The following is a 24948-nucleotide window of genomic DNA, read 5'->3' on the forward strand; positions in this document are numbered from 1 at the left end:
TTATTCCTAAATTGAAAAGGAGGAAAAGCAAAGCTTTTCCTCATAGTACGTCTTCGTAAATAGCCTCTGCGTTATTAAGCTTTTCGACTTCTTCTTCCATCCCACTTACTGCATTGATAAATATCCGATACGTATCGTTTCCAATCGTCCCCAGGAACTCGTAGCACAACACTTCTTTATTCAGGTCATTAACAATGATTGCTTGCCTGTCCTCCATGACCTTAAAGTTAGGATTCACCTTACTCCGCGCCTGCTCTACAGTAATTGATGGTTTTCCTATTTCCCTAGTTTGGAAGGACTTTAAATATTCATCTGCGGATACGCCAATAATATCACCATTATCTAAAGCAACTTTTACCTTTACTGCCTCAGGATAAATCCTAATTCCATTAACATTCGTAACAAAGTTAAATACGCCGATATTATCATATTGAGTACTTTCAAACACTTCCAAATCTTTAAAACCTGTTTCCTTTAAAAAGGCTGCAGCTTTGTTATCAGCCTCATTTAGGCTTATGATCTGTTTTTTTATATCTCGATTATTAATAAACCAAATTGGGTGTCCAGCCTTTTTCGTTATATCCATACTAGCCTCTTGGCCTGTTTGGGTATTTTTAATAGATACACTGTAAAAACCGTAATTTGAACCCTTACCATTTTCCGTTACTTTGACCTTTGCATTCCCATCGAAATTCATATATTTTTTCGCAATCTTAACGGCCTCATCACGTGAAATAGTTTTTCCTTTAATCTTCTTAAAGTTTTCATCCTTTAATTGCATATTAGCAAATGAAGGACCAAGGTCAGATTCATCATAGCCTGAAACAGTTTTTTCAACTGCTTTAAAACCATCAATAATCGTATTGTCGGTCTGCTCTTTACCAGAAGCAAGCGCCAGTTCAACATCCATCCAACGAAGATTATTTTTTAGGACCATATGCTGAACATTTCTTAGCTCATTCTGAATATCACCTGATTGCTTATATAATTTTTGTAAGGCTGCATATTCACTTTTTGATAACGGTTCTTTATCTAAATCTCTGACAGCTGTCCGATAACTGAAATCACCAATCTTCGCCAAGAATTCCTCCGTTTTATTAAACGGAAGTAAGGTTAATGGAAGTTGCCCAACATCACTATGTGCTTGTGAAGTGATGCGCCATACATCGGCTAATGATGGGGAAAGTGACTTTCTAGAGTTCATTGCCAAAGTCGTCCCGATTTTATCATGCAATAAATCAACTTGATAGGTAAGATCATGGAATGCTCGTTGATAGCTATTTTCCGCATTTAAAAGAATAGCATTTTTCTCTTGGTGCTCTTGGTACCCCCAATAAGCTGTTCCTGCAACGCCTACGACAAGTATTCCTATTAATATGCCTCTAATCAATTCTATTCACCTCTCTACTTACAAAAAATATGTTTCCCAATTCGTTTAATTTGGGGTCTACCCCAAATCCACCCACTAGTGGCAGTGTCTGGGTTAAAATAATACAATGCTTCACCCGTTGGATCCCAGCCATTTATTGCATCCATAACAGCTTTCTTAGAACTCTCGTTAGGTGTCAACCAAATTTGCCCGTCAGCAACTGCAGTAAATGCGCCAGGCTCAAATATTACACCAGAAACGGTGTTAGGAAATGTTGAACTATTAACCCTGTTTAGGATAACAGCCGCTACTGCCACTTGACCAATATATGGCTCTCCTCGTGATTCCCCATGAACAGCATTGGCTATTAAACGGATATCATTTTGTGAAAAACCATTTGGCGTGTTTGCTGCGGTTGGTTTCTTAGTTGCCGCTGCTTTTGGTGCTGTTGCCTTAGGTGCAGGAGACTTGGTTGTTTCATTATTTGCCGGAGCCTTTTTGGTTGGTGCTTTTGGACTAGGTGCTGTTTGCTTACTTTGATCAACCCCGCCATAATGGGTAAACTTTTTACCAGTGTTGATTTGTTTCTTCACAAACTGTTCATTATATTTACTAGCTTTGGCAAGTTTAGCCTTTGTTCCTGTCCCTGCCAATCCATCAATTGGTAATCCAAATTCATATTGAAAGTTTCTTAAAGCCCAATATGTACTCCATCCAAATACTCCATCGATTTTCCCATTATAGTAGCCAATATACTGAAGCCTAGACTGCAACTCAATGACATCATCTCCTACAGCTCCTTTTTGAATGACCTGGCCGGAAAAAGCATGGGCCTCATGATTTACCATAAAAGAAAATGGCATAGTAAAGAAAAAGATAACTAAGAAGCATTTGATTAGGATTTTTTTCTTTAACATGGAATAATAACCCCCATAATGAATCTTTTTAACAGTAACCCTATTTTTTGTTATCTTGGTGTTTTTATTCCATTTTAAACAAATAATTAAAAAAACCCCTCAAGAGTGAAGGGTTTTCTGAACTGAATACTGTTTTTTCATATGAGTCGCACTCAATACTTTTGCTTTTTTTACTTTTCTTAAGCCAAACCACCATAGGAAAATCATGAACGGAAAAATAATAAACAACCAATGTTCTTGTGAAATTAATATAAAATCATATGATCCGTGGAGAAGAAATGGCAATAGTAACGAGAGAATCACCCATTTTACTTTCATCCCCTCAGTAAACTTGGCTTTTCCAATATAAAATCCCATAATAACCCCAAAAAGGGCATGACTTGAAACTGGTAAAAGTGCACGAGTGACTGCATGTTCAATTCCGTTAGCCAAAAGATAAAAAATATTTTCAACTGTTGCAAATCCAAGTGAAACAGCTACTCCATATACAATTCCATCAAAAGGTTCATCAAACTCAACGTGCTGGTAAACAGCATAAAAAAGAATAAACCATTTGAAAAATTCCTCGAGAAGACTGGAGCTAAGAAACGCATTAATCAAATCAGACTTTAATAAATGTTCCGTTTCAAGCACATGTTGAACAAACATAATTGGAAACACAAGTAGTGCTCCATATAGAAATGTCCGAAGAACAAAGGAAATCGGCTCTGAGTCGTATTCATCTTTTAAATAAAAATAACTTAGTAAGGCCAGTCCGGGGGCAATCCCGGCTGATAATATTCCAAGCATGATGAACCTCTTTTCAAATCCGTTTTCTTTATCGTATCATGGAACCTTTATAAAGAAAATGATAGTTTGATTTTTCAAAAATGAATATCCTTCAATCCACTAGCCATGGCGACTGCCAATTTAATCCTTGCCTTTTTAGAGTCATTGTCACTGCCAAGAATTATCCCTTTTTTATAAAGGTCATAGGCACTTCCTTCGTAATCATAGGTCGTATAAACTGCTCCTTCTTCCGCACTAGTTGTGACCACTAATTTTATTCCTGCTGCTATCGACTTTTCAATTTCTTCCATCATTAACGGGGCTACCTGACCTCGTCCTACTCCTTCAAGTACAATACCCGCAACACCCGCTTCTCGAGCAGCCTTAACAAATTTCCCATCAGCACCAATGTAGCATTTAATAATTTCAACCTGCGGAATAGATGATTGGATGTTAAAATATTCTCTTTTAATTGGTTTTTGAAAAACCTGTACTTTATCATTATCAATAATTCCGAGATATCCAAAACCAAAAGCATTAAACCCTTGTATATTTGATGCATGTTCCTTTTTCACATATCTAGCAGCAAAGATTCGTTCATTAAAAACAACAACTGTTCCCACGTCAGTCAAATCACTAGAACATGCAGAATAAATAGCATGCCGCATATTTATATATACATCGCTACCTTGATCTTCGGGAGAACGTTGTGAGCCAGTAACAACAATAGGTCTGGAATCATTAATAGTTAAATCAAGAAAATAAGCAGTTTCCTCCATTGTATCCGTACCGTGTGTTACGACCACTCCTGAAACAGCTTCATCTTTAAAATATTCTTCGATTTTATTCTTTAGGACTATTAAATCATCAAATGTAATATGAATACTTGCTTTTTGAAAAACAGATTCGACTATCACTTCAATATCATTCGGTAAATTACACATAGATGCCAGTTCTTCCCCTGTTATAGCACCTGAAGCTAATTTACCTGAATCCTTATTCGGTTTACTAGCAATTGTCCCACCAGTTGTTAATAATACCACCTTATTCATCTGCACTCACCCTTTGCCTTCTTTTTCTACTATTGATTGTGCAATTTGCCCACCATGAAATCTACCATTTTCAATAAAGATTTCATTTGCATTATTTCCTGCGGCAATGACACCTGCAATATAAATTCCCTCTATGTTTGTCTCCATTGTGTCCGGGTTAAAAAGCGGCCTTCCTGTTTCCTCATCAATTTGAATGCCCATTGTTTTCAAAAACTGATGATCTGGATGGTACCCTGTCATAGCAAAAACAAAATCATTTCGAATCTTGTGTAGTTTACCATCCTTTTCATAAACAAGATGGTCCCCTGTAATTTCCTTTACATGAGCCTGAAATTCCATAACAATTGTACCGTTTTTAACTAATGAATCAAATTCTGGGAGAATCCATGGTTTAATACTTGGAGAGTAGTCCTTCCCTCGATAAAGGACGGTCACCCTTGCACCTGCCTTAACAAGTTCTATAGCAGCATCCACACTAGAGTTTTTTCCTCCGATAACACAAACGTCTTGGTCAAAGTAGGGATGAGCTTCCTTAAAATAGTGAAAAACCTTTGACAGGTCTTCCCCCGGTACTTTCATATAATTCGGATGGTCATAGTAACCAGTTGCTACAACAACATATCTAGCACTATATGTCCTCACATTTGTTTCAACTAGAAATACTTCTCCGCTGCTGGATACTTTAGCAACCGTCTCGAATGAATGAATACGTAATTGCTTTCGTTTGGCGACCTCTCTATAGTAAACTAGCGCTTGATTCCTTTTGGGTTTGTAGCTATCTGTTATGAAAGGTACTTCACCAATCTCTAATTTTTCACTTGTACTAAAAAAGGTTTGATGTGTCGGGTAATGATATATAGAATTAACCAGATTTCCCTTTTCAATAATCAAAGGCTTTTTCCCAATTTGTTGTAATGAAATTGCTGCAGCTAATCCACAGGGACCCCCACCTATTATAATTACATCTTCAATTTCCAACTTGGTACATCTCCTTAAAATTTCAAATATATGAAGTAGATTGTAATTTCACATAAAAAATCTCCTACCGTATAATGATAGGAGATTTTTTAAAGTGTTTCAAGAACAAAAGGTTTCTATTTAAATCCAGCCTCTAAAGCGACTTGCTTCCGCCATTTTTCTAACCCCAACCATATAGGCTGCAAGACGCATATCTATGCGACGCGTTTGAGCTGTATCATAAATACTTTTAAATGATTTAACCATTACTTTTTCAAGTTTTTCCTCTACTTCTTCCTCAGACCAGTAGTAACCCTGGTTATTTTGAACCCATTCAAAATAAGATACTGTTACACCGCCTGCAGAAGCAAGGACATCTGGAACAAGTAGAATTCCACGTTCTGTTAGGATTTCGGTTGCCTCTAAAGTGGTTGGACCGTTAGCCGCCTCCACTACTATGCTTGCACGAATGTTACGGGCATTTTCTGCAGTAATTTGATTTTCAATTGCAGCAGGTACAAGAATATCACATTCAAGCTCTAACAATTCTTTATTGGTGATGGTATTATTAAATAATTTTGTAACCGTACCAAAACTATCGCGTCTATCTAAAAGATAATCTATATCCAAACCATTCGGATCATACAAGGCACCATACGCATCAGAAATTCCCACTACGATAGCTCCTGCATCGTGCATGAATTTTGATAAATAACTTCCTGCGTTTCCGAACCCTTGAACAACTACCTTGGCACCTTCAATTTGAATGCCTTTCTTTTTAGCCGCTTCACGTATACAAATGGTTACACCTTTCGCAGTTGCAGATTCACGTCCATGTGATCCACCTAGGACAAGGGGTTTACCAGTGATAAATCCTGGAGAATTAAATTCATCTATCCGGCTATATTCATCCATCATCCACGCCATGATTTGCGAGTTAGTAAATACGTCTGGCGCTGGAATATCTTTCGTTGGCCCAACGATTTGGCTGATTGCTCGTACATATCCTCGGCTTAGTCTCTCAAGCTCTCTAAAGGACATATCACGTGGATCACAAACGATACCACCTTTACCACCACCGTATGGAAGGTCAACTATACCACACTTCAAGCTCATCCAAATGGAAAGGGCTTTCACTTCTGTTTCAGTTACACCTGGATGGAAACGGATTCCACCCTTTGTTGGACCAACCGCATCGTTATGCTGTGCACGATAGCCAGTAAATATTTTAATAGAACCGTCATCCATTCTTACTGGAATTTTCACTGTCATCATACGCAACGGTTCTTTCAAGAGCTCATATACTTCTTCTGGATAACCTAATTTTTCAAGGGCCTTATGTATAACCGTCTGCGTTGATTTCAACACATCATGATTTCCCTCTTGATTAGTCTTTTCATTAGCTTTTTCGGCTCCCATTTGTAATCCTCCTAAGAAATTGCTTTTACGAATGTTGTCCGCTTTCAGAGACAAGTATACACGTTTAATTGATTTATGCAAGAAGAAAAATGCACATGTAGATAATTTATTGCGCAAACTTGTAAACGCTGTCATTCCTATTTTAATAGGGAATCTTAAAAAATTCTACTCCTATTTTGTTATTCTTTGTCCATAAACAGAGAGAAGGGACCGAAGCCCCCTCGAAAAAAATGTTACTATAATATTTCACTTAAAATATAGAAGTATGGTTTCCACTGTTTTATTTTCAACAATTACTTTGCCATATTCAGCGAGAACGTAAGTACTAATGATGGATGGGTTTCCAAATTCCGATAATATACAGGCAGCTATTTCTTTTTTTGTCGTATCCACCTGGTCCATCAGAAGATAATACCGGTTATTTAGGATATATAAACTGCCTCCCCTTATATCTGCAATGGATAACCTTTTTGAAAGGTCTATGATATCCTCAAAGTCTTTAAATTCATATAAAAGATCCTCACAGCCTTCAAGCCTAACCTGCATTTCAATAAATCCATCATACAATAAATCATCATCATCATCTTTTACATCGTCGACTGTAATGATTAATATCATCCCTTGAGCTTGAAGGGAGAAAATCTCAACTGCCACTGAACCTTGTATTTCTACATCAAACTCCTCACTTGCCTCTTCAAGCATATCATGAAAGAGCTGGTTCCATTTGCTTGAATCCTTCCATATATCTTCTTTCGATAGCCCTCTTTCAAATAAATCATCAGAGGTTAAAAATATTTTAATCTTATTGGCCGTTAAGCGTTCTAAGCGCATGCTTTTGCCCCCTGCCGTGACATAACTCTTATTTTCAGTGTATGCCTCAAGGGGTTATTGGTGAATTGTCTACATAGACCTATTGTTTTTGCTCCCTGCTTAGCGTTATTAGGTGTGTTTCAGCAGGTGCCCCTAATCTTAGAGGAAGAGCTGTCGTTCCATATCCGTTACTAATGAGAAGTATGGTATTTGCTAACTTTTTAATACCGCCTCTTTTGTAGGGACTATAACCAAAAATATGTATTTGCCCCCCGTGAGTATGTCCGCTTAACACTAGACGAATACTGTGTTCTGGAACTATCTTCTCAGTAATGTTTGGATAGTGGCATGCTAAAATTTTGAAACTACTTTCCTCAGCATCTTGAAGGGCGTAATCAAGTCGATCTCGGTTTTGATTTAAATCATCTACACCCAATAAACATAATTTCTCTCCCAGTCTGGATTCAAAGGTAACTGCTGTATTATCTAACACTTTAACACCTGCATCTAGCAAAATAGCATCTAATTCGTGATAATCCACTTCATAGTCATTGTTTCCCCAAACAAAATATACAGGGCCTACCCGCTTTAACTTCATTAAATTGGCTTTAACCCTATCAAAGGATACACCTTTTTCTGTTAAGTCTCCCCCGATTACGACAAAATCCGCTTTTCCCTTAACTAAGTTAATAATGGTATCTGAAATCTCTCTCCTATGTATATCTGAAATAAAAAATAGCGAAACATTTCCTAAGGATTCCGGAAAGTCTGGAAAGGCCAGCTTATGTTCCAAAACTTTATTTCTGAAAGCTTCCAATAACATATATGCAAGTAGGCATGCCCCAAGAATGAATAGGACTACCAATAAAATAATCATTTCATTTTTCCCCTTTGCTGTCTTATTGTTTTACGGAAATAATACCATAAACCATACTTAAACTAAAAAAAACAAGCGTGTGCTCCCAGCCCAATTGAAAAAGTAAGAAGAATACTACTAAGAGTCCTACAATTTTGGAATAAAATAACAACTTTAAATGAAAGTCTTTTTTCCAGGTTCTTTTAGCTGTATGTATGATCATTCGAATTTGACTACCCACACAGATGATTCCGATAAAAAAAGCTAAAGAAGCAGCAAAAAATTTTATTGGATTCACAACAAGACTAATAAAAAAGTCAGATAGGACGAACGGATGTGTAATTGGTATCCATTTAATTGTTAAATAGCCGGATAAGAAAGTGACTAGCAGCATAACTATATTAAAATACATGAAAATCCCTCCCATATAAATGTATGAGAGGGATTTTATTTCTTTACCTATTTGGAGTTAATTAGTCTTCTTGAATACTCAAGATACGAAAACCATGCTCTTCTAGCTTTTTCGTAAACCTGTCGATATTGTCTTTCTTTTCAATCTTCATAACGATTCTTCTCACTAATTTATCAGTTTCATCAAATGTTACAAGTGAAATGATATGTTCATGGAAGTGATGGGCAATTTCAGATAAGCGGGCAATACGACCTTCCGTTTCAACTGAAGTGAATGCAATTCTAACACCTGGACGATTTACTCCAAAAGCACTTTCAAAAGAGCTAATGACATCAGAACGAGTCACCACTCCAAGGAATTTTTTAGTTGAATCCACTACTGCCAACAAAGGGAAATCCTTCAGGTCAATGAGTGTTTTCTCAAATAGTTCCTCACCTTGCAAAAACTTATCCTGGTGTGTAACAACATCTTTAACAAAAGTCGAGGTTAAATACTCTTCCTTTTGTTTATTGGAAAGAAAATAGTTTTCATAGATCTTATATCTGGTCGCTACCCCTAAATATTGATCTCCATGTAAGACAGGTAATCCGTCAATCTGATGATTCTCTAACATGTCCAAAGCATCCTTCAACGTTATATTATCCTGTGCCGTATAACACTCATGCTTTGGTATCATTATATTTTTTACGAACAATTCCCATCACCTCAAAATAATAATCCATTCTTCTCATTATACTTCTACAAACAGATAATAAAACCCTTTAATATCTTAAAGTTTTATGTCATGAAACGATAATTTTTTCATAAGATTAATTGATGTTGAATATAGGGAGGGCTACCATGAATACTCATTTTAAAACATATCATCCTTACGTGAGTCCGTTTGACCCTTGTAAGACAATACTAGAAAAAACTTATTCCACTCCACCTCATTTATATATGGGATTCCAGCCACCGAACCTTCCACAATTTTCTCCACTAGATGCACTTAAAGCTGGCACGTTATGGAAGGACCTTTATGATCCTTACTTTAATTCTTCTGAAAAAGCGCAAGGGGGTCTATCCACATGAAACAGGTACCCGCTGAATATTATCAATTAATGGAACAGCTCCAAGCAGTTGACTTTGTTTTAGTCGAGCTAACCCTATACTTAGACACACATAACGATGACCTTGAAGCTATTAATCAATTCAATCATTATGCAAAAGAAAGAAAACGATTGAAAAAGCAATTTGAAAGTCAATTTGGTCCCTTGTTGCAATACGGGAACAGTTACTCAGGCTATCCTTGGAACTGGGATGACACACCCTGGCCTTGGCAGGTTTAGTAGTGAACAGTTGTATCGGAGCCGGTTACTGAAAAAAGTTTAAAAAGGAGGGATTTTCATTCATGTGGATTTACGAAAAAAAACTTCAATACCCTGTACGAGTGAGCACATGTAATCCAACATTAGCAAAGTATTTAATTGAGCAATATGGAGGTGCAGATGGAGAACTTGCCGCTGCCCTCCGGTACTTAAACCAAAGATATACTATTCCTGATAAGGTAATCGGGCTTCTTACAGATATCGGAACAGAAGAATTTGCTCACCTCGAAATGATTGCTACAATGGTCTATAAATTAACGAAAGATGCAACACCAGAGCAATTAAAAGCCGCTGGACTAGGGGAACATTATGTCGATCATGACAGTGCCTTGTACTATCATAATGCTGCGGGAGTACCGTGGACAGCAACATATATTACGGCTAAAGGAGATCCTATTGCTGACTTATATGAGGATATTGCGGCAGAAGAAAAGGCACGGGCTACTTATCAATGGTTAATAAACATAAGTGATGATCCGGATATTAATGATAGTCTTCGATTTTTACGTGAACGTGAGATTATTCACTCCCTTCGCTTCCGTGAAGCTGTAGAGATATTAAAGGAAGAACGTGACAAGAAAAAGTTCTTTTAATGAAAATAAGAAGCAGAAACGACTCTGCTTCTTATTTTTTTTCGTGATAGAGGTTAATATCGTATTTTTTCTTCATAGTTTCAAACACAACATGACGATTCTTCCATTCATCTTCCTTTTTCCATAAATCTTTACTCCGATCGACAATCTCACACCTTAGTTCCTGATATTCCTTTTCCTTTTTCTCTTTTTGTTGTTTTAACACATTCATGGACCCTAGTCCAATAAGCACGATTGATAAAAGTGACACACTGAATGAATCATTGATAGTTGCGGATAATACAGCTAAAAAAGAATAAGAAAAATGCAGATAAATCGTAAAATAAAAATATGCCATAAAGATTAAAGCAAGGGAAAGAGTCGCATATATCGAAATATAATGCCATAGTTTTGTATCATCAAACTTTTTTTTCCGTTTTCTCACGTTTTCTAACATTTGTTTAGTTGCTTGGTCGGTATGTTCAAGTAATTGGATTGGAGAATCCATTCTTATCCCTCCATTTCTCCTTATATACTTATGAACTTGTCCTAAACAATATGTTTTTTTCCATAAAAAAACCGACCAAAGGATGATCGGTTAGTTGTTTAATGGGATTTTTAATACTTGACCAGCATAAATATTTTCACTGGTTAAATTGTTCGCCTTTTTAATAATGTCTATCCCTTTTTGAGACTGGTAATAATCCATTGCAATTCGGAATAGACCCTCACCAGGCTGGACCGTATGATATTTTACTCTTACAGTGGGCTCTGTTTTTTTTGTTACTGTTTGTGTACTACTATTTTTATCTGTTTGTTGTTGATCACCCGGGGCTTGATTAGAACTAGCAGGCACACTCTGGGTGGTTGGCTGACTACTATCATCGGTTGATTTCTCTTCTACCAAAGGAACTTCACTTTGTTCCTCTGGACTACTCACATTTGAATCGTTTTGAATATTATCCTCAGTTTTTACAGAATCCGCCTTGCTTTCATCTTCATTATTGTCGAGATTAATGGTTTCATATCCGATAGAATCGCTTGAGGTTTTTTCTGTACCTATGATTTTTTTACCGCTATCACGATATGAAATAACACTAAAGATAATAATGGGTAAAAGGATAAAGCATAAGACTAATAATCGAATCACGGGAAATCTTAGCTTCCATTTTGTTTTCTTCTTTTTTTGCCGATGGATTTGTTCTCGTGGAGGTAATTCATCACCGTACTCCACTTTTTCATTTATTTTTTGAATTCGTTGTTTTAACCTTTCCGCTTGGTCCCTATATGGTTCTTCTTTATTCATGGAGACCCCCCTCTTGTTGGACATCAATTGGTGAACGTTTAAATTTTATATATATACCTAAAAGAAAATCAATGACAAAATGCATAGTAATTGTAACAACTAAGTTATTTGTAAAAGCATAAATGCTACCGATTAAAAAGCTAAGGACAATAATATTTAAAAACAAGAACCAATTAAAAAGGTATCGATAATGAATGATAGCAAAAATAATACTGGCAAATAGTAATCCAACCTTTGTTTGTATGATCCCTCTAAAAAGTAATTCTTCACTAAATGCGACAAATGCCGCAATGAAAAGGATATGAAGGATTGATTTATTCCTAAAAATTCTTTCATTCAATCCCCCATCATCATAAAAAGAAGAAGGCAAAATTCTCATTAATATTATATCTAAGATAACTACTGCCACCCCTGCAGGAATACCTATTGCAATTATGTTCCGATCCATTAAATTGAAAGGCTTTAAATAAGAAAAATGGTCAAATAAAAGTAGCCCTAAAATGAAAGAAATGATTAAAAGAATGACCTGTGTTAAATATAAATGTTTAAGTAGCTCTTTATCAGTTAAGCTGGCGATTAATTCGTTATACTTCTTTTTCATTCACTCATCTCGCTATTTAATAAAATTTTGGCTAAATAATCCTTCCAGTCTCCATCACTGTGTCTTCCTAATGAAAGATTTCCGTTTGATTCATAGCTCTCTAGATGAATCCCACATCTATCGCAGCATAATGAAACCTTGGAGGTGAGTGTATCTTCAAAATATTTCAGGATCAATTCACGCCGGCACGTCGTTGATTCAATCCATTTTCTCATTTGAAATATATTACTTTTTTTGATCCTTATTCTTTCTTTAACAAACTCTGAAATTGTATCTTGTAAAGTGTTTATACTTATACCCGGTTTATATCTATGGTGTATTAACTCCTCCATTATTCTCCACTGTATTTCAGTAAATCCTCCGAAATCTCTTAAGTCACTATGGAGATTAATTCCACCATTGTCCAACTGTTGGGTTTGCCTAATTTGCTGGAACAACCAATCTATTTGCTGTACTGATGGAAGCTCTCCCTCTGCAAGCTGAATTGGTAGTTGTTCATCACCTGGAGAATATAGGAGAATCGCAATACTAGGACTGCCATCTCGCCCTGCACGTCCAATCTCCTGAAGATAAGACTCCATTTGCATTGGCATGTGATAATGAATAATAAAACGAATATTTTCCTTATTCACTCCCATTCCAAAGGCACTTGTTGCACAAATTACATCTAGTTGATCATTAATAAATTGTTGTTGGATCAGAATCCTTGTGTTTTGCTCCAGTCCCCCATGATAGGCCATAGCCTGACAGATTCCTTTTTCAACTAATAAAGAAGCCACTTGTTCGGCAATTTTTTTACTTGAAAAATAAATGATTCCAGGTTTCTGCAGTTTAGAGACAAGTTCAACTATACGATTCTGCTTTTCATCGAAATTAGCCAATTCTTCAACATAAAAAGAAATATTCGGACGATCAATCGTTGATTCAATTTTATTAACCACTTCCAACCCAAGTGATGCAATAATATCTTCCCTTACCTTCATAGTAGCAGTAGCCGTTAGTGCTAATGTTAAGGGATTTCCCAGTTTTTGACGAATATCCCCTAGTTTTGAATAATCTGGTCGAAAATCAAAGCCCCATTGTGAAATACAATGAGCCTCATCCACTACGAACAATGAAACGGAAAGCTTTTGAAGCCTTCTAATAATAAATGGAATCGCCAGCATTTCAGGAGAAATAAATATATATTTATAATTGTTCAACCGATTCAGCACTTTGTTCCTTTCTTCTACAGGAAGAAAGGAATTCAATGCAACGACCCTTTTTTCTCCAAACCGATTCATTTGCTCTACTTGATCCTGCATAAGGGATAAAAGTGGAGAAACAATTAAAATCTGACCTTTTAGGATATAACCAGGTAGCTGGTAACATAATGATTTCCCGGTACCAGTAGGGAGCATGGCCAATGTGTGTTTCCCTTCAAGTAAGGAGGTAATGACTTCCTTTTGTCCTGTTTTAAATGAATGATACCCAAAATATTTCTCTAAAAGTATCTCTAGTTCCATGATCTATCACCATATTTCGCTAAGACTAACCTTATTTGAAAATATGTTGCTGTATTCAATTTGTCCCTAATCACCTTTAGTTGTCTTGTTCCCGATTTTCGAGAAATGGATAAAATTTCCTCTTGTAGATTTTTGCTCACATATGAATCAATAGAAAAATCATTTACATGTAATGCAAATTCAACAAGATGATCCTCAATAGTACTCATTTTCAACTGTCTAAGATTGGCAATGTGGTCGAGCGGATATCCCTGATTTAATAAATCCCATGTTTTCCTAGATGATAGAGTTAATTCATTTGTTTGTTTAAGGCCGCGAATAAGTAAAGGTAAAATGCTAAATTGACCTTCTTCCTGTCCAATCTTTTGTATTAAATAATGAAGGATTTGAATAAAAGCAAGGTGGTAATCGTGCACATCCATCTCTACCTTTCTAGCTGTCTGTTGTGGCGTTAAACCAATCTGTTTAAAACCAGTCAGCCGAAAAACAAAAATGGAGGGGTCTACACCTTTATAATGATCAAAACAACTGACCAATTCAGCAAAAACCAATTCACCTACTTCTTTCTTTGGAATTTTTATCTCTTTTAATACGCTTTTCAACCATTGGTGGTGTTCTTTATTTTTTTGTATGGGAATATATCTTTTCTCCCCGTATACGAGATTCGAAGTAACCTGAATGAATAACGATAGTCTTTCCCAAAATAAATTTGTAATTGAATGATAATTCCACCCATCCAAATAAGACGTTGGTGGATTTTTTTCAAGGAGTGTCTTCCCATGAGTGGTAAGATGGTATCGCTGATCACCATGAGAGGAAATTTGATTTTGGTTTATCATGGATTGGATAATCTCTTCAAAAGTGTCTCTCTTTAGGGGTTCATAAATACCAAAAAAATGTTTCAAAGAAAACAGATGGGCATCCTGAATCGTTTGAGATGACTTTTTTCCATTAAGTAAATGAAAGATGGAATAAACTGTTCGCTCGCAATTTAGTTGTTTTAAGCAATAAAGAATAATGGATTCTATCTGCTTCATTCCACCTCACCACTTTTTCCTGTTTATATTCGACAAAATATCCAATTTTTCTATTATTATTTTAACATGAAATGGAGGTACTTGTTGCTGAAAATTGTGTAACTTTAAGAAAATCAATTTACCGATAGAAGGCTATAATAACATTTTTCTATTGAAAAGTTGCCCATACAGTTTTACAATAGAAATGAGTTATGCGTTTCCATTTTGCAATGGAAATTAGCAAGAATATTTTTGTTAATTTACTGGGAGGTTTTTTTCATGGCAAAGTACACAATTGTTGACAAGGAAACATGTATCGCTTGTGGTGCATGTGGCGCAGCTGCACCCGATATCTATGATTACGATGATGAAGGTATTGCATTTGTAACACTTGATGATAACGAAGGTATCGTTGAGATTCCAGATGTATTAATCGATGATATGATGGACGCATTTGAAGGTTGCCCAACTGATTCAATTAAAGTTGCAGACGAACCATTTGATGGTAATGCAACTAAATTTGAATAATATTTTGCTAATAATATATTCTTAAGCTACTACCCCTCCTAAAATAGGAGGGGTTTTCCATTACTAAAAATAAAAAAACAAAGGTTCACTAATGAACCTTTGTTTTTTTTACGCACCTTTAATGATTGAAAATTTATTAATCCATGACTGCATCCGAACAAATAACAACATGAAGATGAATGACATCATGACACCCTTCAATATATTAAAAGGCAGTATAGCTGGAACGACTAGATTTCGCATATCTGGAAATCCCATTAATACCGTATAGGCCGGTAAAATGATAATGTAATTTAGGATGCTCATAACCACAGCCATTGTTACAGTTCCTACAACCAAGGCTAGTGTCATCCCTTTTTTTGATTTTAATTTGTTGTATACATAATATGTCGGAAGAACAAACACAATACCAGCTAGGAAATTAGCAATATGACCTACAGGAATTCCCGTTTGGCTTCCAGTCGCAAGATAATTAAGCACATTTTTGAAAAACTCAACCAATATACCCGCAATCGGGCCAAAAATTAATGCAGCAATTAAAGCAGGAATATCACTAAAATCAACAAATAAAAAGTTCGGAAACAACGGCAGCGGAAAGTTTAGTAGCATTAACAAATATGCAATACTACTAAGCATGCCAATTGAAACATAAGCCTTAACATTCATTTTCTTCGTTTTCTTCATTTTTTCCATCTTCCTCTCTCCTTTTTGATCCATCACGTTAGGAAGAGAGGTTCAGCAAAAAGACGATCTCAAGAATAAAAATACCCTCAAGCAATTAACTTGAGGGAGTTTACAAAGGTACGCTTAATAAACGTCCATTGAGATATCATTTTTGAACGTCTGCAGAACCTCCATCTTCTCCCATCCAGACTATACTGTCGGCTTTGGAATCACACCAAATCCTGCCTATACAGGCTCGCGGGCTTAGAGCAATGCTCAATACCGCCGATCGGGAATTTCACCCTGCCCCGAAGATAGATCGATATTAAATTACAAGTTTAATTATAATGGAGGACAAAGATTTTGTTAAGTAAAAGGTTTGCTATTTTTCTTTTTTGTAACATATATTGAAAAAACCTGCAGAATTACAGTCTGCAGGTCTAGCTATTTTTGGATAATTAATATTTGTTTTGGCCTAATCAAATCAGAGGTCAGCTGGTTTAATTCTTTAATTTTATTTATAGTTGTATTTCTTTTCTTTGAAATAGAGTACAAGGTATCACCTTGTTTGACGATATAAGTGTCCTTTATTGACGATTCAGTTGTTTGAAGTTTGCTATTATCGTCACTCGTGTGGAAATGTGAACTAGCCTCTAGTATATGATCACCTATACTAGCCACTCCCCCTTGAACTGTTTCACCCACATCTGCTTTCCCGAGTAGAACTTCCGGATCCAACGCAAATTTCTTATCGTATCTCCACTCTAATTGATGAGTTTCAAAGTGAAGGTGTGTTCCTGTAGCTTGTCCTGTTTTTCCCATCTTGCCAATCATAACACCTTGTTTAACGCTTTGTCCCACCATAACACTTCTCTTGTTTAAATGAGCATACACTGTTACAAAATTACTTGGGTGTTTTATAAATACCACATTACCATATGTAGTAGAAAAATAGGATTTTAAAACCACACCATCTTCAACAGCAAGAATAGGGGTATCTAAGTTTCCGGCAATATCAATACCTTTATGTTTTCCATTTCTTGTTCCATAGGTATCAGATATAATCCCATCTGACGGCCAAATCCAGCGCTCTTTTATTTCAGCCGTCTCAGGTGTACTTGCTGCCTCTGTATGTCGTCCACCTAAAAATAATAAACTGACACAAAGCGCCATAATTATGGCAATAAGAAACCTCTTTATGTAGTCACGCATTCCTTTCTTTTCCTCCTTAAACTTGTCCTCTCCTCCACACTATGTTAAAACCCTTCTATTTAGAACATATTGGTTTTTGAAGAGGGAATTGCACATACTTGTTATAATTTGGAGACCATTGTTATTTTATACAAAAAAAATCAACCTAAAACGGTTGACCTTTTTCATTTATTGGATTGAACGCAAATTCGGAGCTACTGGTACTTGGTTTTCCTTTGTTAGATCAAATGGACCCAATTGCAAAATCGGAGAATCCTTAACTACTACTTTTTCTAAACCAAAATCTTTAGCAGTTAGTAATAAGGCTTCAAATGCAGATACTGTCATTTGGTTATTCTGTAAAGTCGTATTCCCCTTAAATGATAGAACTAAAGTCTTATCTGTAATTGAAACGCCACTAATCGGCAACAATGGTGAAAGAGAACCCGTTAGACCTAATTCTGTTTGATCCGTTTTCATTGCATCTAAAGCTTTGTTAATATCAGTATACATAGTTGTTGACGGTGTTAGGAATGGAACATCACTTCCTGTAGGATAATAAAAGAAATAACCATGATTCTTTACTGCATTAATATCTATTTCCTGTTTATTACCGAAATTACCCAATTCAATTCCCGGTTCACCATTCGTTGAAAATTTTACTTTTTTTATATCACTGTTCGAAGATATATCCTTATTTATCACATTAATAAAGTTAGTTTCATTAGTTGAACCTTGTCCGTACTGATGATTTAGAGGAGCATCGACTTGAATGGTAGTGTGATCTGAATTTACACTCATCGTAACATTTAGTGGATAAAAATCGGTAAGTCCCCATTCTTCCTCTTTTAAGTTTGCCATATTTTCATTATATAGTGTCAGCCATGATTCATTATCAGATGTTGCTACAACCGTTGAAACGGGTATTAGTATCTGTCCTTGTGGGTCTGGAATCCAGTACGTTAACACCTTTCCATTACCAACATCGTCTGCATAGATGGCTGTTTTTACAGTACTCGCTGTCATAACCTCATTTTTAGGAGTTCCTGACTGTGCCTTTTCTTTTGAAGAAGGTTCACCTTTATCCATGGCAAAAGTCGAGTTTTTCTTTTGATCCGCATCTTTTATTTCTGTGTTGAACGAGGTAATTTCTGCTTGTTTATCAGAAGAAGAATGGGCTCCATCCATTAGTTTAGGGACCAAAATGAAAAATAGAAGCAATGCAGCTGCAGTAGCCAAACTAGGTAACAGCCATGATTTGGTTTTTCGCCTTTTTAGAGAAAGATTTTGGTAAATGTCACGAGGATTGCGATGATCCTTTATTTTCGGCATTTGCATTAGTAATTCTTCGAGCTCTCTATCGCTCCACTCCGACTTTTTCACTAATTAATCCCTCCTTTTCATAAAACATTTCCATATGCCTCTTTAAAACCTTTAAGGAGCGGTGTTGTGTGGTTTTAACCTTACTTTCCGTCCATCCTAATGCTTGGGCGGTTTCTGAAATGGATAAATCCTGTAGGTACCGCAAAATAATAACTGCCCTTTGGTCGATCGTGCAATGTTCAAGACATTTGTATACCCATTTAATTTCTTCTCGTTGAACCGTAATTTCTTCTGGTATTGGAAATTCGTCTTTAACTTGATTGGTTGACCAATCAAATTTTTCGAGTAATCTTTCCTTCCAGCCCTTTTGCTTACGAAAAAAGTCGATGGCAACATTTCTCGCAATCGAGTATAGCCAGGTCTTTTCGCTACTTTTCCCTTCAAAACGATTGTAGGACTTAAATACCCTTATATAGACCTCTTGGACAAGATCTTCAGCATGCTCTTTATTTCTAACCATATAAAATAGAAATTGAAAAACGTCATGATGATATTTTTGATAAAGTTCATCGAAAACGGAGTCCATCAATTCCCCTCCCCGTTCAATAATATTAGTCGATAGATATGTATAAAAGGTTACACCTTATAAATATAGTCTTTTTTGGGGTAAAAAGGAAGGAGTTTGCTGGAAGTAAATTTAATGGATTAAAAATTAAAAGATGCCCATCAATTAGATGAGCATCTTCGTTTCTATTTAATTACTCTCGCCTTAATTGTTTCCCGTGAATCAAGATGAATCGGCAAGATAGTTGGAAATATTACTTTTTTCGAGGGAGAAGGAAGGAAAATGTCGTTCCTAGTCCCATCTTACTTTGAACAGAAATATGACCGCGATGGGCATCGATAATATTTTTAGCAATTGCTAAGCCAAGCCCAGTGCCCGCTCTTCCTCTTGTCCTCGCTTTATCGGCTTTATAAAAGCGTTCAAAAACAAACGGTAAATCTTCTTCAGGAATTCCAGAGCCTGAGTCTTTGACTTCTATTTTTATTGCCTGTTCTTCTTTTGAGACAGTTAACTTAACTAGTCCGCCTTTTGGAGTATGTCTGATCGCGTTATCAATTAAATTGGTTAAGACTTGTTCAATTCTATCAGGATCAAAGGAAATGGTTGATATTCCACTACCTATTTCTACAGTCAATTGAATTTCGTTATCCTTCGCCAATCCCTGAAATTTGTGAATAATACGATTAATAAATGAAGAAAGATCTACTTCTTCAATGGTTAACTGGAGGTGCCCCGCTTCCATTCGTGCAAGGTCAAGTAATTCATTAACAAGGCGTCCCATTCTTAATGATTCATCATAAATGACCTTGGCCATTTCCTTTTTCTCTTCCTGGGATTCAGCAATGTCATCGACAATAGCTTCGCTGTAACCTTGTAACATGGAAATAGGTGTCCTAAGTTCATGTGAAACATTAGCGATGAAATCTTTTCTCATCTTATCTAACTGTCTCTCTTCAGTCATATCCCTTAATACCGCAACTGCTCCGCGAATAAATTGATTACTGTAAAGTGGGCTCACTAATATAACCCAGTGACGACCTTGAAGTGAGATTTCACCCACCTGTTCCTTTTCAGTATCTACCGCTTTTTGAAAGAGATTCATTACCTGTGATGGAATGGCCTCTACATCTGAAGTATTTCCTCCTTTTTCATAATACCAATATTGGAGGAACCGATCTGCAGGAGGATTGGTAATTAAGATGGTACCATCACGGTTAAAGGTAATAACCCCATCAGCCATACTGCTTAATATACTGGCGAGCTGCTCTTTTTCCTGACTAAGAGCATTCATATTAAACTTTAATTGCCGTCCCATTTGGTTAAAAGCAGTGGCCAGTTCTCCGATTTCATCATGAGTAAGAATGGGAACCTTTGTATCAAATTTTCCTCTCGCCACTTCAAAAGCAGCTTCTCTCATTTTTCTTAATGGAGCGGTAATTCTCGTTGAAAGAAAAAAGGCAAAAATAGTTGTTAAAATAATTGCCACACCTGCAACAAGCAAGATAAATTTTGTTGTGGAATGGGTAGTTTCCTGCATCACCCGTAGTGATTGATAAATAAATACAGCTCCATGTTCATCACCAGGTAAATGCAATGGTACACCAATAATCGAATAATCCGATTCGTTTCTCCCCATATTTTCAGAAAGATCGGAGACTTTTTCAACCGTCTTTTCTTGAAAGACTTTCGCTAACTCTTTGTCATTTTTAATGTATGACAATGTTAATTTTTTTTCTTTTTCCGTATTCGGAGAGTAGTAGATTTCATTCTCATTTTTAACAATGACCACTTTGGTAACATCGTCGATAATTTCCCATGATATTTCTAACCCCAGTGGGAATTTCTCATTTGGATGTTCTTCCAAAACATTTGCAATTTTTTCAGCAGTATTAGTAAGGTTATCTTTTGTCTCATGAATGTTGTAGTTTTGAAAAAACTCTAGGAGCATGACAGTTAAGATAAACAAAATAAAGGATACTAATAGAAGAATTGTAAACCAAAGTTTACCTACAACACTTCGTAAAAAGGTCATTCATTAATTACCTCAAATTTGTAGCCCACTCCCCATACGGTTACAATCATTCTTGCTGCTTGCTCAGAAACTTTGTTTAACTTTTCACGGAGACGTTTCACATGTGTATCAACTGTCCGTAGATCACCAAAAAATTCGTAGTGCCAAACTTCTTTTAACAACTGTTCGCGGTCAAATACTTTATCCGGTGCTTTTGATAGGAAATATAATAGTTCATACTCTTTTGGTGTTAAACTTACTTCCTTACCATCAGCAGTTACTCTGTGAGCGTCATTATCAATTGTAAGGTGTGGAAATACAATAACATCTTTAGTTGTGGTTTCAGTTTGCAGATAACTAGTTTGTGATGACCTTCTTAGTAGTGCCTTCACACGTAAGACTACTTCTCTAGGGCTGAAGGGTTTAACAATATAATCATCTGTTCCGACCTCAAAGCCTTGAACACGATTGATTTCTTCTCCTTTTGCCGTTAACATAATAACGGGCGTTGCCTTCTTTTCTCTTAGTTCCCGGCAGACTTCAATTCCATCTTTACCAGGCATCATAAGATCGAGCAGAATGACGTCATAATCATTAGCGAGGGCTTTTGTCAATGCCTCGGTACCATCCTCTGCTTCATCAATGCTATATTCTTCACGCTCTAAATACATTTTTAATAATCGGCGAATTCTTTCTTCATCATCTACGACTAAAATTTTTACGTCTTTATCCATTATTAATCCCCCCATGAGGTTTATTTTACAAAATGGTATCGCATTTTGCTATCTTTTCGTAGTAAATACTCCTCTAAAAGTGTCAATTATTTGACAATCCATCTTTTTTTAGTATTTACACAATTTTTATTTTAAAAAAAGCCCTCACTTTGTAGTGAAGGCTATAAAATTTATTATAAGTCTAGTCTTACTGTTTTAACCAGCATATGAATGGAGTCCTGCTATTACCAAGTTAACAGCAACTAGGTTAAACATGATGATGACAAATCCGATGACGGCGAGCCATGCTGATTTCTCACCATGCCAGCCTTTAGAAAGGCGAAGGTGTAAAAATGCCGCATAGAAAAGCCATGTAATTAAAGCCCAAACCTCTTTTGGATCCCATCCCCAGAAACGAGACCATGCCATTTGTGCCCAAATCATAGCAAAAATGAGCGCGCCTAATGTAAATACAGGAAAACCAATTAATACTGAGCGATAGCTTATCTCATCAACAAAATCAAGTTTGATATTCTTGACAAGAGGCTTAAGTGAGGCTGCAATTCGCTTTCTAATGATTAGTCTTATTATGCTATAAAGCACCAGACCACCAAATAATGACCAGATAACCGTATTTAATTTTTTTGCATTGATGAAAGCAGGTACTTCAATAATAGGCTTAAATCCACTCTCAGTTATTAATTCTCCTTTATGTGGACCAACCAGAGCAGGCATCGTATATTCAAGGACTTGCTCGGTATCATGTTTATCAATCCAATTAAATTTCTCATGATATCCTGTTCCTGAGAATACAGATGATATAGCAACAAAGCCAAGTACTGTAATTAATGCAAACATAACCATTTCTAGCCAAAAGGTTTGTTTATTAGATTTTGTTTGGTCAATTGCCTTCACTAAATAAATTAGTCCGGCTGCAAAGCTTATTGCCAAAATAGCTTCTCCGATTGCCGCAGTGGTCACATGAATATGCAGCCAATAGCTTTGAAGAGCTGGTATTAATGGAGTAATATCCCTTGGAAACATACTCGCATAGGCAATTACCAATATAGCTACAGGCATGGTAAACAATCCAAGTAAGGTTGTACGATAGATAAAATAAATAACAATAAATGCACCAACAAGAGCCATTCCGAAGAAAGTGGTAAACTCGAACATATTACTCACTGGAGCGTGTCCAGCTGCAATCCATCTAGTGATAAAATAACCTAGTTGCGAAATAAAACCAACAATTGTTAAAAATACAGCAATTTGCCCCCACCTGTTGGTTCCCTTCTTCTCATTAAACTCTTTCTTTGATTTAATAGAGCCACCGAAAAACAACGTTGCTATTAAATAAAGAATAAAAGAAACAAATAATAAATTACTACTTAGTGTCGCCAACTAGACTCCCTCCTTATCTATATTTTCTTTTTGAAGTTGGTCTTCTGGAATGCCAAGCTTGGTATCCGCTAAGACGGTTTCAATTTCCCGTTTTAAGCCATACCAATTTTTATTTGTGTGAGCGGCAATCCAAACTTGTCCGTTTTTCTTTTGTACCCAGATCCGACGGTGGTTCCAGTAAGCCCCCTGAATGACACCAATCATAAATATAATTCCACCTAAAATAATGGCCCATAATGACGAATCTTTTCGGACAATAAATCCAGAGACGTTCTTTGTATCTATACCCTTAAATGCGATCTTATACTTATTATTTCCAAATGGTTCAATGTTTTGTCTAATTGCAATAAAGGCCGTTTCTCCCTTTGGTTTATCAGGAGTAATCATACGAAAAACGAAAGCAGGATTATTGGGTACTCGGGATTTTGTTGTAGGTTCCCCGTTTTTATCAAATTCAAAATCCGGGAAAAAGTTAAGAATCTCTACTGAATAACCATTACCTAAATCATATTTATCTTTTGGATCTAAAAGATCCACTTTGAGGTCACCAAAAGATTGGTTTGTACTTTTATCAATTAATGAAAATGACATTGAATTCATCTCAGACCTAAAAGAAGACTGAAAAATGGAGTATCCTTCATAAGATAACGGTTTGTTTACTTGTATTTTATATTCTTTTATTTTTTTAAGCTCTGGTTTCTCACCAGGAAGATTCTTTCCGACCCGTTTATATAGGACAACGTTTGATTGATAATTCTTTACCACTTCACCCGCACGATTGATTGCTTTTTCAAAAGTTTTGTCTTTATTTTTATCATAGTGTTGTAGAATGAATTGATTGTTTTTGATAAAAAATTGTCCATTTGTTTCTGGTACTACAGCCGTTTCTCCTTCTCGAACCCAAAGGTCTTCATTTATATAAAATCCAGGAATAAACCGCAGCATCCCGCCAAATAAAAAGATAATTAAGCCTACGTGGTTAATATAGGGACCCCAACGTGAAAAGCGGCCTTTTTCAGCCAACAAATCCCCATTTTCTTCACGAACATTATATCTTCTTTCTTTTAGATGCTTTTTAATGGTAGTTATATCATCTGTATCACTGTATTCATTGACACCAAAAACCCTCTGACGCTTTAAAAATCCCTCATGTCGTGTAACCCGTTGGGCTTTTAAAGCCTTATATAAGGGCACAACCCTATCAAGACTACAAATAACAAGAGAAATTCCAATCATAGCAATTAATAAAAGGTACCACCAAGAGCCATACAAATCATGAAGACCTAAATCGTAATATAATTCTCCAAACCAGCCATACTCTTGTTTATAATAGACTTCTGGCGGCAGATTAATATACATTTCCTGCGGAAGAATGGTTCCTAGTGTAGAAACAATTAAAGTAATGATAATAAGCCAAACTCCAACCTTTACAGATGAGAAGAAATTCCAGATTTTATCTATCAAGGTTTTATTATAGGTTTGTGAGCGGCGTGCACTTCCTTCATAGCGCATATCGAGAAGCTGTTTATCATTCTCTTGCTCATCGAGCACTTTACCACAAGCTTCACATAGTACAGTACCGTGTGGATTTACATGGCCGCATTCACATTTAACATCTTTCATTGT

The 24948-nt window shown here is 36.2% G+C and carries 27 protein-coding genes and 1 riboswitch; of the genes, 4 read left to right on the forward strand and 23 right to left on the reverse strand.

Annotated elements, in window-relative coordinates; translation table 11 throughout:
- Window positions 1-40: 40 nt before the first annotated feature.
- The 10 genes from ypeB to AC3A54_RS01790 all read right to left on the reverse strand — a co-directional run bounded on the left by ypeB (window position 41) and on the right by AC3A54_RS01790 (window position 9254).
- A complete protein-coding gene (ypeB, locus tag AC3A54_RS01745) occupies window positions 41-1390 on the reverse strand; it encodes a germination protein YpeB (protein WP_335548662.1) in 1350 nt (449 codons plus the stop codon).
- Window positions 1391-1404: 14 nt separating this feature from the next.
- On the reverse strand, window positions 1405-2286 hold the full coding sequence (sleB, locus tag AC3A54_RS01750; protein WP_487653152.1) for a spore cortex-lytic enzyme: 882 nt from the start codon (window positions 2284-2286) through the stop codon (window positions 1405-1407).
- A gap of 99 nt (window positions 2287-2385) precedes the next feature.
- The gene (prsW, locus tag AC3A54_RS01755) at window positions 2386-3075 is read right to left on the reverse strand and encodes a glutamic-type intramembrane protease PrsW (protein ID WP_308083358.1); all 690 of its coding nucleotides are present in this window, start codon (window positions 3073-3075) and stop codon (window positions 2386-2388) included.
- 74 nt (window positions 3076-3149) lie between these two features.
- Entirely contained in the window at window positions 3150-4106 is a 957-nt protein-coding gene (locus AC3A54_RS01760) for an asparaginase (RefSeq protein WP_308083357.1), read from the reverse strand.
- A gap of 6 nt (window positions 4107-4112) precedes the next feature.
- Window positions 4113-5084 carry a YpdA family putative bacillithiol disulfide reductase gene (locus tag AC3A54_RS01765; RefSeq protein ID WP_487653153.1) on the reverse strand — a complete coding sequence of 324 codons (972 nt, stop codon included), beginning with the start codon at window positions 5082-5084 and terminating at the stop codon, window positions 4113-4115.
- A 120-nt stretch (window positions 5085-5204) separates the two neighbouring features.
- Window positions 5205-6482 (reverse strand): Glu/Leu/Phe/Val family dehydrogenase, encoded by a 1278-nt coding sequence (locus tag AC3A54_RS01770; RefSeq protein WP_308083355.1) that lies wholly within the window; start codon window positions 6480-6482, stop codon window positions 5205-5207.
- A gap of 246 nt (window positions 6483-6728) precedes the next feature.
- On the reverse strand, window positions 6729-7313 hold the full coding sequence (locus AC3A54_RS01775) for a genetic competence negative regulator (protein WP_335548659.1): 585 nt from the start codon (window positions 7311-7313) through the stop codon (window positions 6729-6731).
- Between the two features lie 79 nt (window positions 7314-7392).
- Window positions 7393-8169: a metallophosphoesterase gene (locus AC3A54_RS01780; RefSeq protein ID WP_487653154.1), complete on the reverse strand. Its 777-nt coding sequence runs from the start codon at window positions 8167-8169 to the stop codon at window positions 7393-7395.
- 22 nt (window positions 8170-8191) lie between these two features.
- A complete protein-coding gene (locus AC3A54_RS01785) occupies window positions 8192-8560 on the reverse strand; it encodes a hypothetical protein (RefSeq protein WP_487653155.1) in 369 nt (122 codons plus the stop codon).
- Between the two features lie 61 nt (window positions 8561-8621).
- Entirely contained in the window at window positions 8622-9254 is a 633-nt protein-coding gene (locus AC3A54_RS01790) for a CBS domain-containing protein (RefSeq protein ID WP_335548656.1), read from the reverse strand.
- Window positions 9255-9400: 146 nt separating this feature from the next.
- Between AC3A54_RS01790 and AC3A54_RS01795 the strand changes: the two genes are divergently transcribed.
- The 3 genes from AC3A54_RS01795 to cotJC all read left to right on the forward strand — a co-directional run bounded on the left by AC3A54_RS01795 (window position 9401) and on the right by cotJC (window position 10520).
- On the forward strand, window positions 9401-9631 hold the full coding sequence (locus AC3A54_RS01795) for a spore coat associated protein CotJA (RefSeq protein WP_487653156.1): 231 nt from the start codon (window positions 9401-9403) through the stop codon (window positions 9629-9631).
- A complete protein-coding gene (locus AC3A54_RS01800) occupies window positions 9628-9888 on the forward strand; it encodes a spore coat protein CotJB (protein WP_308083349.1) in 261 nt (86 codons plus the stop codon). The genes AC3A54_RS01795 and AC3A54_RS01800 overlap by 4 nt, the downstream gene beginning before the upstream one ends.
- A 62-nt stretch (window positions 9889-9950) precedes the next feature.
- Window positions 9951-10520: a spore coat protein CotJC gene (cotJC, locus tag AC3A54_RS01805; RefSeq protein ID WP_308083348.1), complete on the forward strand. Its 570-nt coding sequence runs from the start codon at window positions 9951-9953 to the stop codon at window positions 10518-10520.
- A gap of 31 nt (window positions 10521-10551) precedes the next feature.
- On the opposite strand, the gene AC3A54_RS01810 is transcribed toward cotJC, so the two are convergent.
- The 5 genes from AC3A54_RS01810 to AC3A54_RS01830 all read right to left on the reverse strand — a co-directional run bounded on the left by AC3A54_RS01810 (window position 10552) and on the right by AC3A54_RS01830 (window position 14948).
- Entirely contained in the window at window positions 10552-11007 is a 456-nt protein-coding gene (locus AC3A54_RS01810) for a DUF2663 family protein (RefSeq protein ID WP_308083347.1), read from the reverse strand.
- A 90-nt stretch (window positions 11008-11097) separates the two neighbouring features.
- Entirely contained in the window at window positions 11098-11805 is a 708-nt protein-coding gene (locus tag AC3A54_RS01815; RefSeq protein ID WP_487653157.1) for a LysM peptidoglycan-binding domain-containing protein, read from the reverse strand.
- A complete protein-coding gene (locus AC3A54_RS01820; protein WP_487653158.1) occupies window positions 11798-12406 on the reverse strand; it encodes a CPBP family intramembrane glutamic endopeptidase in 609 nt (202 codons plus the stop codon). The genes AC3A54_RS01815 and AC3A54_RS01820 overlap by 8 nt, the downstream gene beginning before the upstream one ends.
- A complete protein-coding gene (locus AC3A54_RS01825) occupies window positions 12403-13911 on the reverse strand; it encodes a RecQ family ATP-dependent DNA helicase (RefSeq protein WP_487653159.1) in 1509 nt (502 codons plus the stop codon). The genes AC3A54_RS01820 and AC3A54_RS01825 overlap by 4 nt, the downstream gene beginning before the upstream one ends.
- Entirely contained in the window at window positions 13902-14948 is a 1047-nt protein-coding gene (locus AC3A54_RS01830; RefSeq protein ID WP_487653160.1) for a YpbB family protein, read from the reverse strand. The genes AC3A54_RS01825 and AC3A54_RS01830 overlap by 10 nt, the downstream gene beginning before the upstream one ends.
- Before the next feature lie 258 nt (window positions 14949-15206).
- On the opposite strand from AC3A54_RS01830, the gene AC3A54_RS01835 reads away from it, so the two are divergent.
- Window positions 15207-15455, forward strand: a complete 249-nt coding sequence (locus AC3A54_RS01835; RefSeq protein WP_063251244.1) for a ferredoxin — start codon at window positions 15207-15209, stop codon at window positions 15453-15455.
- Window positions 15456-15563: 108 nt separating this feature from the next.
- Here the strand turns inward: AC3A54_RS01835 and AC3A54_RS01840 are convergent, their stop codons facing one another.
- The 8 genes from AC3A54_RS01840 to resB all read right to left on the reverse strand — a co-directional run bounded on the left by AC3A54_RS01840 (window position 15564) and on the right by resB (window position 24945).
- Window positions 15564-16148, reverse strand: coding sequence for an ECF transporter S component (locus tag AC3A54_RS01840; protein ID WP_335548649.1), 585 nt, complete (start codon window positions 16146-16148; stop codon window positions 15564-15566).
- Window positions 16149-16307: 159 nt separating this feature from the next.
- Window positions 16308-16438: riboswitch (FMN riboswitch) on the reverse strand.
- Between the two features lie 124 nt (window positions 16439-16562).
- Window positions 16563-17330, reverse strand: a complete 768-nt coding sequence (locus tag AC3A54_RS01845) for a peptidoglycan DD-metalloendopeptidase family protein (protein WP_487653161.1) — start codon at window positions 17328-17330, stop codon at window positions 16563-16565.
- Window positions 17331-17498: 168 nt separating this feature from the next.
- Window positions 17499-18692 (reverse strand): hypothetical protein, encoded by a 1194-nt coding sequence (locus tag AC3A54_RS01850; protein WP_487653162.1) that lies wholly within the window; start codon window positions 18690-18692, stop codon window positions 17499-17501.
- On the reverse strand, window positions 18667-19218 hold the full coding sequence (gene sigX, locus AC3A54_RS01855; protein WP_335548646.1) for an RNA polymerase sigma factor SigX: 552 nt from the start codon (window positions 19216-19218) through the stop codon (window positions 18667-18669). Before sigX ends, AC3A54_RS01850 begins: the two co-directional genes overlap by 26 nt.
- A gap of 232 nt (window positions 19219-19450) precedes the next feature.
- On the reverse strand, window positions 19451-21229 hold the full coding sequence (locus AC3A54_RS01860) for an ATP-binding protein (RefSeq protein WP_335548645.1): 1779 nt from the start codon (window positions 21227-21229) through the stop codon (window positions 19451-19453).
- Window positions 21226-21942, reverse strand: coding sequence for a response regulator transcription factor (locus AC3A54_RS01865; RefSeq protein ID WP_308083337.1), 717 nt, complete (start codon window positions 21940-21942; stop codon window positions 21226-21228). The genes AC3A54_RS01860 and AC3A54_RS01865 overlap by 4 nt, the downstream gene beginning before the upstream one ends.
- A gap of 195 nt (window positions 21943-22137) precedes the next feature.
- Window positions 22138-23322 carry a c-type cytochrome biogenesis protein CcsB gene (gene ccsB, locus AC3A54_RS01870; protein ID WP_308083336.1) on the reverse strand — a complete coding sequence of 395 codons (1185 nt, stop codon included), beginning with the start codon at window positions 23320-23322 and terminating at the stop codon, window positions 22138-22140.
- Window positions 23323-24945: a cytochrome c biogenesis protein ResB gene (gene resB, locus AC3A54_RS01875; protein WP_487653163.1), complete on the reverse strand. Its 1623-nt coding sequence runs from the start codon at window positions 24943-24945 to the stop codon at window positions 23323-23325.
- Window positions 24946-24948: the final 3 nt, after the last annotated feature.

It is taken from the genome of Neobacillus sp. Soil_C_43, from assembly GCF_057656715.1.

Bases quoted from the DNA above. Each gene is read 5' to 3' on its own strand.
- sleB (WP_487653152.1), bottom strand. From the start codon at position 2,286: ATGTTAAAGAAAAAAATCCTAATCAAATGCTTCTTAGTTATCTTTTTC.
- prsW (WP_308083358.1), bottom strand. From the start codon at position 3,075: ATGCTTGGAATATTATCAGCCGGGATTGCCCCCGGACTGGCCTTACTA.
- AC3A54_RS01760 (WP_308083357.1), bottom strand. From the start codon at position 4,106: ATGAATAAGGTGGTATTATTAACAACTGGTGGGACAATTGCTAGTAAA.
- AC3A54_RS01770 (WP_308083355.1), bottom strand. From the start codon at position 6,482: ATGGGAGCCGAAAAAGCTAATGAAAAGACTAATCAAGAGGGAAATCAT.
- AC3A54_RS01775 (WP_335548659.1), bottom strand. From the start codon at position 7,313: ATGCGCTTAGAACGCTTAACGGCCAATAAGATTAAAATATTTTTAACC.
- AC3A54_RS01780 (WP_487653154.1), bottom strand. From the start codon at position 8,169: ATGATTATTTTATTGGTAGTCCTATTCATTCTTGGGGCATGCCTACTT.
- AC3A54_RS01785 (WP_487653155.1), bottom strand. From the start codon at position 8,560: ATGTATTTTAATATAGTTATGCTGCTAGTCACTTTCTTATCCGGCTAT.
- AC3A54_RS01795 (WP_487653156.1), top strand. From the start codon at position 9,401: ATGAATACTCATTTTAAAACATATCATCCTTACGTGAGTCCGTTTGAC.
- AC3A54_RS01800 (WP_308083349.1), top strand. From the start codon at position 9,628: ATGAAACAGGTACCCGCTGAATATTATCAATTAATGGAACAGCTCCAA.
- cotJC (WP_308083348.1), top strand. From the start codon at position 9,951: ATGTGGATTTACGAAAAAAAACTTCAATACCCTGTACGAGTGAGCACA.
- AC3A54_RS01810 (WP_308083347.1), bottom strand. From the start codon at position 11,007: ATGGATTCTCCAATCCAATTACTTGAACATACCGACCAAGCAACTAAA.
- AC3A54_RS01815 (WP_487653157.1), bottom strand. From the start codon at position 11,805: ATGAATAAAGAAGAACCATATAGGGACCAAGCGGAAAGGTTAAAACAA.
- AC3A54_RS01820 (WP_487653158.1), bottom strand. From the start codon at position 12,406: ATGAAAAAGAAGTATAACGAATTAATCGCCAGCTTAACTGATAAAGAG.
- AC3A54_RS01825 (WP_487653159.1), bottom strand. From the start codon at position 13,911: ATGGAACTAGAGATACTTTTAGAGAAATATTTTGGGTATCATTCATTT.
- AC3A54_RS01830 (WP_487653160.1), bottom strand. From the start codon at position 14,948: ATGAAGCAGATAGAATCCATTATTCTTTATTGCTTAAAACAACTAAAT.
- AC3A54_RS01835 (WP_063251244.1), top strand. From the start codon at position 15,207: ATGGCAAAGTACACAATTGTTGACAAGGAAACATGTATCGCTTGTGGT.
- AC3A54_RS01840 (WP_335548649.1), bottom strand. From the start codon at position 16,148: ATGGAAAAAATGAAGAAAACGAAGAAAATGAATGTTAAGGCTTATGTT.
- AC3A54_RS01845 (WP_487653161.1), bottom strand. From the start codon at position 17,330: ATGCGTGACTACATAAAGAGGTTTCTTATTGCCATAATTATGGCGCTT.
- sigX (WP_335548646.1), bottom strand. From the start codon at position 19,218: ATGGACTCCGTTTTCGATGAACTTTATCAAAAATATCATCATGACGTT.
- AC3A54_RS01860 (WP_335548645.1), bottom strand. From the start codon at position 21,229: ATGACCTTTTTACGAAGTGTTGTAGGTAAACTTTGGTTTACAATTCTT.
- AC3A54_RS01865 (WP_308083337.1), bottom strand. From the start codon at position 21,942: ATGGATAAAGACGTAAAAATTTTAGTCGTAGATGATGAAGAAAGAATT.
- resB (WP_487653163.1), bottom strand. From the start codon at position 24,945: ATGAAAGATGTTAAATGTGAATGCGGCCATGTAAATCCACACGGTACT.